9 protein-coding genes are annotated in these 11,722 nt (G+C 55.0%); 8 read left to right on the plus strand and 1 reads right to left on the minus strand.

Going from position 1 to position 11,722, the window contains the following annotated elements; genetic code table 11:
* Positions 1 to 43: 43 nt before the first annotated feature.
* From glnP to INT21_RS01200, 4 genes are read left to right on the plus strand one after another with little or no spacing between them, the layout of a single operon-like run.
* Positions 44 to 700, plus strand: a complete 657-nt coding sequence (gene glnP / locus INT21_RS01185) for a glutamine ABC transporter permease GlnP (RefSeq protein WP_193061488.1) — start codon at positions 44 to 46, stop codon at positions 698 to 700.
* On the plus strand, positions 697 to 1,425 hold the full coding sequence (glnQ, locus tag INT21_RS01190; RefSeq protein ID WP_193061487.1) for a glutamine ABC transporter ATP-binding protein GlnQ: 729 nt from the start codon (positions 697 to 699) through the stop codon (positions 1,423 to 1,425). The genes glnP and glnQ overlap by 4 nt, the downstream gene beginning before the upstream one ends.
* Positions 1,418 to 2,449 carry a C45 family autoproteolytic acyltransferase/hydolase gene (locus INT21_RS01195; RefSeq protein WP_193061486.1) on the plus strand — a complete coding sequence of 344 codons (1,032 nt, stop codon included), beginning with the start codon at positions 1,418 to 1,420 and terminating at the stop codon, positions 2,447 to 2,449. The genes glnQ and INT21_RS01195 overlap by 8 nt, the downstream gene beginning before the upstream one ends.
* Positions 2,421 to 3,374, plus strand: a complete 954-nt coding sequence (locus INT21_RS01200) for a MurR/RpiR family transcriptional regulator (protein ID WP_193061485.1) — start codon at positions 2,421 to 2,423, stop codon at positions 3,372 to 3,374. Before INT21_RS01195 ends, INT21_RS01200 begins: the two co-directional genes overlap by 29 nt.
* Positions 3,375 to 3,377: 3 nt before the next feature.
* Here INT21_RS01200 and xseA read toward each other — a convergent pair whose 3' ends face one another.
* A complete protein-coding gene (xseA, locus tag INT21_RS01205) occupies positions 3,378 to 4,718 on the minus strand; it encodes an exodeoxyribonuclease VII large subunit (RefSeq protein ID WP_193061484.1) in 1,341 nt (446 codons plus the stop codon).
* Between the two features lie 175 nt (positions 4,719 to 4,893).
* Here xseA and guaB point away from each other — a divergent pair, with 175 nt between their 5' ends.
* From guaB to INT21_RS01220, 4 genes are all read left to right on the plus strand, one after another.
* Positions 4,894 to 6,363: an IMP dehydrogenase gene (gene guaB / locus INT21_RS01210; protein WP_038481789.1), complete on the plus strand. Its 1,470-nt coding sequence runs from the start codon at positions 4,894 to 4,896 to the stop codon at positions 6,361 to 6,363.
* 96 nt (positions 6,364 to 6,459) lie between these two features.
* Positions 6,460 to 8,037 carry a glutamine-hydrolyzing GMP synthase gene (guaA, locus tag INT21_RS01215; protein ID WP_120387289.1) on the plus strand — a complete coding sequence of 526 codons (1,578 nt, stop codon included), beginning with the start codon at positions 6,460 to 6,462 and terminating at the stop codon, positions 8,035 to 8,037.
* A 317-nt stretch (positions 8,038 to 8,354) separates the two neighbouring features.
* The gene (locus INT21_RS20290) at positions 8,355 to 9,095 is read left to right on the plus strand and encodes a hypothetical protein (RefSeq protein WP_226912859.1); all 741 of its coding nucleotides are present in this window, start codon (positions 8,355 to 8,357) and stop codon (positions 9,093 to 9,095) included.
* A 74-nt stretch (positions 9,096 to 9,169) separates the two neighbouring features.
* Positions 9,170 to 11,713 (plus strand): hypothetical protein, encoded by a 2,544-nt coding sequence (locus INT21_RS01220; RefSeq protein WP_226930557.1) that lies wholly within the window; start codon positions 9,170 to 9,172, stop codon positions 11,711 to 11,713.
* The last annotated feature ends 9 nt before the right edge of the window (positions 11,714 to 11,722 follow it).

The following is an 11,722-nucleotide window of genomic DNA, read 5'->3' on the forward strand; positions in this document are numbered from 1 at the left end:
GGAGGGCTTCCTCCGCTGACGTTGGATTGTCAGGAGAGTCTAGATGAATATCGATTGGTCGATTGTTATAGGGTTTTTGCCCGCGTTGCTCAATGGCGCAAAAATCACGCTGTATATCACCGTAACGGGGTTGATCGGTGGTATTACGCTGGGGGCTGTTATTGGCCTGATGCGCGCCTACGGCGGCTATATCCTCAATACACTGGCGTTTATCTACGTCGAAATTATTCGAGGTACGCCGATTGTTGTACAGGTGATGTTTCTGTATTTCGCCTTGCCGGTGCTGGTGGATATCCGCATTGACCCGATGACGACAGCAATCCTTGCGATTGTCATTAATGCTGGGGCGTACGTTGCTGAGATTGTGCGTGGCGCAGTGCTGTCGATTTCAAAAGGATTAACCGAGGCAGGACGTGCTATCGGTTTGCCGCGCTGGAAAGTGGTGGTCTATATCGTTGGACCGCTCGCCTTTCGCCGCTTGATTCCACCGCTGGGTAACCAGTGCATTGTCAGCCTGAAAGATACTTCCTTGTTTATTGTGATCGGTGTCGGCGAACTGACGCGCACCGGCCAGGAAATCATGGCGGCTAACTTCCGTGCAGTCGAAATATGGACGGCGGTTGCCGTGTTCTACCTGATTATGACCGGCACGTTGTCGCTGCTGCTGCGTATCGTTGAGAAGCGGATGAGGATCTTATGAGCGCCATCATAGAATTCAAGAATGTGTCCAAGCACTTTGGCCCGCTTAAGGTACTTGATAAGGTTGATCTGGATATCAATCGTGGCGAAGTGGTCGTGCTCATAGGACCATCCGGTTCTGGAAAATCCACCTTGTTGCGCTGTATTAACGGGCTGGAAATGATCACCTCGGGTGACCTTCTCGTTGATGGCATGAGCGTTAAGGGAGGCAACAAAACGCTGCGCGAAATTCGCCAGGAAGCGGGCATGGTCTTCCAGCAATTCAACCTATTTCCACAAATGACAGCGCTGGAAAATGTGGCCTTTGGCCAACGCCATGTGCGCAAAATGGGACGTAAGGCGGCTGATAATAGTGCCCAGGGGCTATTGGAAAAAGTCGGCCTGGGGGATAAATCGAAACACTATCCTCATGAGCTTTCTGGTGGGCAGCAGCAGCGGGTCGCTATTGCTCGGGCGTTGGCGATCAAACCCAAAGTAATGCTGTTTGATGAGCCTACCTCAGCGCTTGACCCTGAGCTTAAGCAGGAAGTACTGAATGTTATGCAGAAATTGGCAGAAGAGCAGATGACCATGGTGGTGGTGACCCATGAGATGTCCTTCGCCAAACAGGTTGGCACGCGCTTGATTTTTATGGAACACGGTAAAATTGCGGTTGATGCCAACCCTGTTGATGTCATTGATAACCCGCCTAATGACCGGATGAAGGACTTTCTGCGCCATGTCTAAACAAACGAGCTCTATTGGCTGGCAGATTATCAATGGGCAGCCACGCGACATCGGCGTTGCCCTTGGGCGCGCAGGGCGTGATGCGGTGCATCGCTTTTTGCTGCCAAGCGCTATCTGGGCTGAAATTAACGACCCGATTCACCGGAACGCTGTTGCTATCATGGCAGCCAATACGCAGCGTGATTTTCCTCAAGTGTGGGAAGAGCTAGAGGGGCTTGCGGAAGGTCTTAGCCTACCTATTGAAGCGGTATTTGCCTGGAACTGCCGGGGTGACCTGTTGGCCCATGCACCGGACGGCTGCACGACCTTGGTTCTCCCCGGAGAAACGCCGCTGGTGGCGCATAATGAGGATGGCCTGCCATTCTTCCGTGGCCACTGTTTTATGGCTGAAGTGACATCAGCAATGGGAGAGGGGTTTACCGCTTTCTGCTATCCCGGCTCGATACCGGGCCACACGCTGGCGTTTACCCGCCAGGGCTGGGTGCAGGCGGTCAATAATTTGCGCTTGCTCAATGTGACGCCCAGGGTGCCAAGAATGGTGTTAGGCCGGGCGGCTTTAAGCCAACCCAATGTGGCCGGTGTCGTGGCACTGCTGCAGCATTACAATGAGTGCGGCGGCTTTCATTTTTCGCTTGCCGAATGCGGGCAGCGAGAGGTGATGAGTATTGAGTTTGGTGGTGGGGATGCTGCCCAGATAGCGCTAAATGCCCCCAGCGTGCATGCTAATCATGCGCTGTATCACCCCAGTGGTCTGGCATCGCAATGGGTTACTGATTCCTCACGAGACCGACAGCAGCGTGGAGATCAGCTGCTAGCGGAAGGAGAGACTGCGCCGCTGGCTATCCTGCATGATCAACAAGCCAGCGGCCTGCCCATTCTGCGACTGAGTGCTGACGACCCTGATCACGAGAATACTCTGGTCACGGCGGTCATGCGTCTTGAAGTGGATGGTGTAGCATGGCAACTTTATGATCGCCCTGGAGCGCCACCCGCTTATGACGGAAAACTCTTCTTCGCAAGTTGACTCTTCGCCCTCTAAACACTCGATAGCTGAGCGCCAGCCCCCGGAAACCGTTGACGGTCTGCGTGAACTGGCGCTTAGCATTGCCCGGGGCGAGAGCGAGCTACGTCTTGGCCCCAAATCGCGAGAAGTGCTGGCACGCCTGATCGACCTTCAGGGGGATCAGGTGCTGCTGTCTATTTCTTCGGCAGCTCGTCGGCTAGAGGTCAACCCATCGAGTATTTCTCGTTTGGCACGCTCTCTCGGTTATGCCCGTTTCAGCGATCTACAAAGAGTTCTGCTGAGCGCGAGCTTTACCTCTTCTGCCTCTTTTTACCGCGACCATGCTGCCAGCGCGTTGGCTGCCGACAAGCGCAGTTTGCATGTCCAGGCGGAGCAGCTATGCGCTGAAAATAAGCACAATATCGACCGCTTTCTGCAAGGGGTGAAGCATGATGATATTGAAACTTTCGCCCGAACAGTGATCAATGCGCCCAGGGTTCGGTTGTACGGAGTGCGTCAGTTTCATGCGCTGTGCAGTTTCTCAGCCTACGGGTTAGGCATGTTGCGCCCTGATGTAGCGCTGCTTAGCGACGCTACCAATGGGGTTGCGGAAGGGCTGGCGTCGATGTCCGAAGGTGACGTACTGATTGCCGCCAGTTGCCAGCCCTATACGCGCCAAGTGGTGGATGTGTGCCGGATGGCGCAGGCTCATGGCATTCAAACCTTGGCCGTAACCGACTACGCCAGCTCCGCACTGGTTGAGTATGCCCAGGTATCTATCCTGGTGCCCCATGAAAGCAGCTTTATTTCCAACAGCATGGTGGCTTATTTTGCCGCCATGGAGTGCCTGATTAATGCCTGTGCCACGCTGTCAGGAGATGACGCAGGTAAGGCAATTTCGCGGCGGGACCGCTTTATCACCGAGCTGGATATTGAGATGCGCTGAGCGCTACTGCTTGTAGCGCCGCTTTACTTCTACGTTTAGCCTGCCTTCTCCCAGCCGTAGCGAGAGCTTCTGGCCTGGCGCGGTGTCCTCTGCCCGGCGAATGACATGGCCCTTTTCATCCTGGGCAATGGCATAGCCGCGCCCCAACACCGCCAGTGGGCTGATGGCATTTAGTTCACGGGCGGCGCTACTCAAGCGTGCCTGACGCACTTCCAGCGCTCGCTGCATAGCGCTGGCTAAACGGCGCTGGAGCTGACTAACACGCTCTTGCTCTGTTCGGTGCAGGCGCACCATGTCTTGGCTGGCTAAGCGTTTGCTTAACTGGGTGACCCGCACTTGCTGCTGCTGAACGGTTTGCTGTATGGCGCGCTGCAGCCGTTGACAAAGGGCGGTAACGTGCTGGCGTTGACGTTCAAGTTGCTCGCCTGGGTGGCGAAGGCGGGCGCGCAGGGTATCCAGCCGTTGGCTATCCCGCTCTAAGCGTGCCTGCATGGCACGCTGTAAGCGGTTTTCTGCCTGGATTAATTGTTGCTTAAGCGCATGTTGGTCAGGCACCAAACGCTCGGCCGCTGCTGATGGGGTAGGGGCGCGCATATCGGCGGCGAAATCCGCCAGGGTGACATCCACTTCGTGACCCACTGCCGACATCACCGGCAAGCGGGAGTGAAAAATCGCCCGTGCTAGATGCTCGTTATTAAACGCCCACAGGTCTTCTAAGCTACCGCCGCCGCGGGTGATCAGCACCACATCCTGGTCAGGGTCTAAGCGCGCCTGTCGGTTCAGTAACCCCAGTGCCGAAATCATCGCAGGGGCGGCCTCGTTGCCTTGTACAGGCACCGGAATCAGCGTGACATCTGCCAGTGGCCAGCGCGCCGCCAGTACCGCCAATACATCGCGAATGGCTGCGCCGCTGGCGGAACTCAATATCAAAATTTTGCGGGGAGGAAAGGGCAGGGGGCGCGTATTGGCAAACACACCTTCGCCTTCCAACTGCGCTTTTAGGCGCTCAAACGCTGCCAGCAGTTCCCCCAAGCCCGCCGCCTGTACGGCGTCAGCAATCAACTGATAATCGCCGCGCGGTTCGAACAGCGAGACCCGGCCGCGTAGTTTTACCTGATCGCCATCACGCATAGGCGCCGATACAAAACGCGCCCGTTGGCGAAATAGCGCACAGCGAATTTGTGCCCGGTCATCCTTCAAGGTGAAGTAAATATGCCCAGACGCCGGGCGGGAAACATTGGAAAGCTCGCCCTCTACCCACACTTCGCCCACATCGCGCTCAAGGGTCTGTTTGGCACGCTGATTCAACTGACTAACAGAAAGCGCTTGTGGTGTATCGGGCATAGAGCAACCTTAAAAAGAGAGTGAGCGAGTGGGTAGTTTTCGCAAGAATCCTAGCTTATTAGCCATTGGTCTGGATTGAAAACCTTCTTCACATTGCTGGAAAGGCCCTCAAAACGCTATAATAGGGGATTAACTTTCCACGCCCCACTTCCTCTTCTATCAGGGTGTTGCCGCTATGCTACGTATGGCCCAAGAAGCACTTACGTTCGATGACGTACTCCTCGTTCCCGGCTTCTCCGATATTCTGCCCAAGGATGTCAGCCTCAAAACCCGCCTGACCCGCAATATTTCACTCAATATCCCGCTGCTTTCCGCTGCAATGGATACCGTTACCGAAGCGCGTCTAGCAATTGCGATGGCTCAGGAAGGCGGCATCGGCATTATCCATAAGAGCATGACCATGAGTCAGCAAGCCGCTGAAGTGCGTAAGGTTAAAAAGCACGAAAGCGTGATTGTAAAAGATCCAGTCACCGTTAGCCCTAAGGCGAAGCTGGATGACCTGCTGGCGATGGCGCGTGAGAACGGGTTTTCTGGCTTCCCCGTCGTAGAAGGCGAAACCCTGGTAGGTATTGTGACCGAGCGTGATATGCGCTTCCAGCCCAACCACGGCGACAGCGTAGCGGACATCATGACCCCCCGCGAGCGGTTGGTTACCGTCAAGGAAGGCACCGACCTTGAAACCAGCAAAGCCAAAATGCGCGAACACCGCATCGAGAAAATGCTGATCGTCGATGACGAGTTTCATCTGCGCGGTTTGGTAACTTTCCAAGACATCGAAAAAGCCCGCACGTATCCGATGGCTGCCAAAGATAGCGATGGCCGCTTGTTGGTAGGTGCAGCCGTTGGCACTGGCCCGGAAACGCCGGATCGCGTTGCTGCGCTGGCCGAAGCCGGTGTCGATGTGATCATTGTTGATACTGCCCACGGTCACTCTAAAGGCGTTATCGACCGCGTGCGCTGGATTAAAGAGAACTTCCCGAACATTCAAGTGATTGGCGGCAACATCGCCACCGGCGCTGCCGCCAAAGCGCTGGCTGAAGCGGGCGCAGACGCCGTTAAAGTGGGCATTGGCCCCGGTTCTATCTGTACCACACGTATTGTGGCAGGCGTTGGTGTTCCGCAAATCACCGCGGTGTCTAACGTGGCAGAAGCGCTCAAAGAGTTCGATATTCCGCTGATCGCCGACGGCGGCATTCGCTTCTCGGGTGACTTAGCCAAAGCCATCGCCGCTGGCGCAAGCGCCGTGATGGTCGGTGGCCTGCTGGCCGGTACCGAAGAAGCGCCGGGTGAAGTTGAGCTTTACCAAGGCCGTACCTACAAAGCCTACCGTGGCATGGGCTCCATGGGTGCCATGTCTCAGAACCAGGGCAGCGCCGACCGCTACTTCCAAGATAAGAGCGAAGGTGCCGAGAAGCTGGTGCCGGAAGGCATTGAAGGCCGCGTACCCTATAAAGGCATGATGGGCGCTATCGTTCACCAACTGATGGGCGGCCTGCGCGCTTCCATGGGTTACACCGGCTGCCGCAGTGTTGAAGAAATGCGCACCAAGCCGGAATTTGTACAAATTACCAGCGCTGGCTTTAACGAATCCCACGTTCACAACGTGCAGATCACCAAAGAAGCCCCCAACTACCGGGTGAGCTAACCAGCACGTTTAGTTAAATGGCGCGGCGGGCATTGCCCCGCCGCTTGCTTTTTGGCCTTAACAGCGGCACCCACACCGCTTAACCGAGACCCCGCCATGAGTGACATTCACGCCCATAAGATCCTGATTCTCGACTTCGGCTCCCAGTACACCCAACTGATCGCCCGCCGTGTGCGTGAGATCGGTGTATTCTCCGAAATCCGCGCCTTCGACATCACCGAAGAAGAAATTCGCGAATACAACCCGAACGGCATCATCCTGGCCGGTGGCCCGGAATCGGTGACCGAGTTGGATTCCCCGCGAGCACCGGCGTGCGTGTTCGAAATGGGCTTGCCGGTGTTTGGTATCTGCTACGGCATGCAGACCATGGCCGAGCAGCTTGGCGGCAAAGTGGAAGGCTCTAACCAGCGCGAATTTGGCTACGCCCAGATTCAAATCGACGGCGACACCCCGCTGTTCAAAGACATCAAAGACCACATCGATACCGACAGCGGCAAAGGCCTGCTAGACGTATGGATGAGCCACGGCGACAAGGTCTCTCAGGTGCCTGACACCTTCACCGTGACCGCTTCCACGCCGAGCTGCCCGATTGCCGCCATGGCCTGGGAAGAGAAGCAGTTCTACGGCGTGCAGTTCCACCCCGAAGTGACCCACACCCTGCAAGGTCAGCGCATTCTTGAGCACTTCGTGCTGGATATTTGCGGCGCTGAAAAACTCTGGACGCCTGCACAAATCATCGAAGACCAAGTGCAGCGCGTACGCGAGCAAGTGGGTGACCGCCATGTACTGCTTGGCCTTTCCGGTGGTGTCGACTCCTCGGTTGTGGCGGCGTTGCTGCACAAAGCCATTGGCGACCAGTTGACCTGCGTATTCGTCGATAACGGCCTGCTGCGCAAAAACGAAGGCGACCAAGTGATGGAAACCTTCGCCAAGCACATGGGCGTGAAGGTGATCCGTGTCGACGCCGAAGAGCTGTTCCTCGGCAAGCTGAAGGGCGAAAACGACCCGGAAGCCAAGCGCAAGATTATCGGCAACACCTTTATCGACGTGTTCGATGAAGAAGCCAGCAAAATCGACGGCGTCGACTTCCTGGCCCAGGGCACCATCTACCCGGACGTGATTGAATCCGCCGCCTCTAAAACCGGCAAAGCGCACGTGATCAAATCCCATCACAACGTCGGTGGCCTGCCGGAAACCATGAAGCTCAAGCTGGTCGAGCCGCTGCGCGAACTGTTTAAAGACGAAGTGCGCAAACTCGGCCTCGAACTTGGCTTGCCCTACGATATGGTCTACCGCCACCCGTTCCCTGGCCCCGGCCTGGGCGTGCGCATTCTGGGTGAAGTGAAGAAAGAGTACGCCGACATCCTGCGTGATGCCGACGCCATCTACATCGAAGAACTGCGCGCCGCCGGTTGGTACGAAAAGACCAGCCAAGCCTTCGCCGTGTTCCTACCAGTTAAATCGGTAGGTGTCGTCGGCGATGGCCGCCGCTACGAATGGGTCATCGCGCTACGCGCGGTCGAAACCATCGACTTCATGACCGCCCGCTGGGCGCACCTGCCCTACGAGCTGCTGGAGAAGGTATCCAACCGGATTATCAATGAGTTGGAAGGCGTTTCGCGGGTTACTTATGACGTGAGCAGCAAGCCGCCTGCTACTATTGAGTGGGAGTGATCCCGCGTTCGGCATAGACCAGTAGTGATTGGCAATAAACACTCCGGAAGCCCGTGTATATGCGGGCTTTTGTGTTTTGGCGCTGGTAAATTCGGAGCGCTCTGAATAACCAAGAAGGATGTGTCTGTGTCTGTAGTGCTCAATGATCCTGTACAACGATTTATAAACTTGTAGGTGTCGTTACTCCGCGTCATTGAGTGGCTTTCTATATAGTTAATGCGTTTCAATGAGTTGGGTTTTAAAGAGGCCGAGGCTGTAACAGAGGATATTAGATACGAGACTGATCAGTACACAGTTCAGAGGTGGCATTAGCAATAATGATAAAAAGAACCTTTAAAAACATTCCTGATGGGAAAATTACTGAGGCTGACCAGCAATCATTCTTGGTAGGCTTGGGCTGGGCCCGAGGCGTTACATGGGATGAGCTGCTGCATTCAAAACGTGTACTGATAATTTCAGAGGCAGGGGCAGGAAAAACCTACGAATGCCGTAAACAGTCCGAGAGCCTTCGGGCTGCTGGAGAACCTGCATTCTTCGTTGAATTGGCGGCGTTGGCAACAGAAGACCTTCGCAGTCTGTTAGATGCAGATGAAGAAGCCCGGCTGGACGCTTGGCTTGCCTCACAGTCTGAGGTGGCGACATTTTTTTTGGACTCGATTGATGAGCTGAAATTGACGATGGGTTCGTTTGAGCGCGCGCTCAAACGTCTGAAAAAGTGTATCGGAGGTCAGCTTCATCGGGTGCGGGTTGTCATCACGACACGGCCGATCCCCTTCGACGAACAGTTGGTCCGAAATGTGCTGCCTGTTCCTCTGGCGCCGACTTACGACTCCGGTGAAGAGGCATTTGCGAAGATCGCAATGCGAGAGCATCAGGAGCAACACGACAACAGAAGCAAAAATCAATCGCCCGATTGGCGGTCTGTAGCTTTAATGCCGCTATCGGACGAACAGATCGTCGATTTTTGTCGACACCAGGGAGTGAGCGATCCTGATCTTCTTTTGAGGACTTACGACGTCGCAATGCCCTTGAGTTTGCACGCAGGCCTCAGGACTTAATTGAGTTGTGCGCAGACTGGCGTGAGCATAAACGTATTCGAACACATCGCGATCAGGTTGCTACGAATGTTCGCGTGAAGTTGCTTCCTCGTGAAGACAGGCCTGAGCCGGCGGAATTGTCTGTCGACAGGGCGATTGAGGGAGCTAGCCGGCTCGCGCTCGCAGTTCAGATGACGCGTCGTCTAACCATTCGTCATAGTGCCGCGTCCGACGCTGTTGACAATGAGGCTGCTCTCGACCCCGCGATCATCCTCTCCGATTGGCAACCGAACGAACGAAAAGCACTGCTGGAGCGTCCGTTATTTGGCTTCGCTTCTTATGGCCGAGTGCGCTTCCATCATCGTTCTGTTGCCGAGTATCTTGCCGCGGAACGGCTAATAGCTTTTCGAAGGCAAGGTATGCCGTTTCGAGCCCTTAAACGTCTTCTCTTTGCGGAGACGAAAGGTAGCACAATCGTTCGCCTGTCCAAACGGCCAGTGGTGGGATGGTTGGCCTTACAAGTACACGAGATATTTGAACTGTTGCGGGACAATGAACCTGCTGTGCTTCTAGATGAAGGTGACCCTGAGTCGCTAACGCAAACTCAGCGAAATCAAGCTCTTCACGCCTACGCAGAGCGCTACGGCCTTGGTGGATGGAGAGGCCTTAAGGTGCCTCACATTCAGGTCCACCGCTTTACATCTAACGAGTTGGCAGGAGAAATCGACAGGATTTGGCGCAGTGGAGTGGTAGAGAATCCGGATGTGCGAAAAGTCCTCATCAGCCTCATCGAGGCGGGTCGCATAGAAGCTTGTGCTGACATCGTATTCGAGATCACTCAGGACATTGCAGCAACTACGGTCGAGCGCATAATGGCTATCGACGCCTTAATAGCCCTTGATGACGAGAGATTAGGCACAATTGCCGCACGTATAGCGGATGCTGACGATCTCTGGCCCGATAGAATATCGCGTGGTGCCGTGCTGAGTCTTTTCCCAAAATATATGTCGGTTGAAGAGCTTTTTCGGGCGCTTCGATGGCTAAAGCGAGAGAAGCGGAGGGCAGGAAGCCTTAACTGGCAACTTCCGCGCCTAATAGCTGCATCGGCCTTTGAGCCCTCTGTCCTCGAGGAGCTTCGTGATGGCCTTCTTGCTCTAATCTCAGAGGGGCTAAAATGGAAAAAGGAGTGGCCACATATCACGAGCGATCGACCGGATCTCATCGGGTCACTTGCCGCAACCTGTGAGCGCGGCCTCAATATAAGCCAAGACGAGCAGTGGCTATATGCTGGTGTAATCGCATTGCGATTACACCAAAGGGACTATGGTGACGATGATCCGATCAAACCGCTTCGCGAAAAGCTAAGTAATCTGAATGCAGTAGACAGTGCGCGTCTTTTCTGGGTTATGGATGGTTTGCTGCAGTCGCTCCATGAAATCAAAGATCCTTGGAGACGGTTCGCAGAGATAACTGTTTATGATGGACCAGTTCAGCTAAGACCAGACCGGGATCTGACTTGGGTGAGCGAGGCGCTTGGAGACACGACCCGGGATGCGGGTGAACGCGCAATGCTCTTGGAGGCAGCCATCAGCCTGTCGCCGGATCGTGATACATGGAAAGAACACGTTGAGGGACTGAGGCCTCTCATAGAGGATGAACCTTCATTCGTGCAAAGGCTTGACGACTGGCTGAAGCCATCGAAGCACGACAAAGAACATCGTCGCAGGGAAAAGAGGCAGGCTGAAAGAAATAAGCAAGAAGAGCGGCGAAAGGCAAAGAACCACGCGAGCTGGGTTCAGTTCTGGCGAGAGGTTGCCAATCAGCCTGAAAACGCATTTTCGACAGAGCAGAGCTGGAACACTGCTTGGAACTTGTGGCGCACAATGAGTCACGATGGTGAGGACAGTCGATCGTCAGGCTGGAACCGGCGATTCATTGAAGAGCAATTCAATCAAGAAACGGCCGACAAGCTTCGCCGGGCGTTGATGAAAATCTGGCGTGATGACCACCCAACTTTTCCTAGCGAAAGGCCCGAAGGAAAACGCAATACATTTCTTGTACGTTGGCAGCTTGGTCTGGCCTCGATCTACGCCGAAGCGGAGGACCCTGACTGGGCAACTAAACTCAACGATGCCGAAGCCGAGCTGGCCGCGCGGTACGCTCCGATTGAACTGAACGGCTTGCCTCAGTGGATAGAAAGTCTCGTAGACACGCATCCAAACGCTGTGGAGCGGGCGCTTGGAAATGAACTGTCGTGGGAACTGAGCCAGCCGCTAGGTGAGCATGGACATTCAGGCCTGCTTCAAGGAATTGGTTACGCGCCTGAGAGAGTAGCGAGACTATTTCTTCCACGGCTGGAATCTTGGTTAGATGCCGGCGGGGAGCAGATCAATGGCGCCGACAACGCGACTGGGATGACCGAAAGGCTTCGGCAGGTCACACGGATTATCTTGAAGCATGGGGATGCGTCGGAAATTGAGAGACTTCGAGAACGGGCACTCCAAAGATTGGAGCAACAATTGCCGTTTGCGCTGCGTATTCTTTGGTTGTCGACCTTGATGCGAATTGATCCGCAGGCGGGTGTCGAAAAGCTGGCTGATCAGATTGATCTGGCAACAGTTTTCCGGACACTTTTTTAAGCGGCTGCA

This window comes from Halomonas sp. 3F2F, from assembly GCF_014897805.1.
Classification (GTDB): domain Bacteria; phylum Pseudomonadota; class Gammaproteobacteria; order Pseudomonadales; family Halomonadaceae; genus Vreelandella.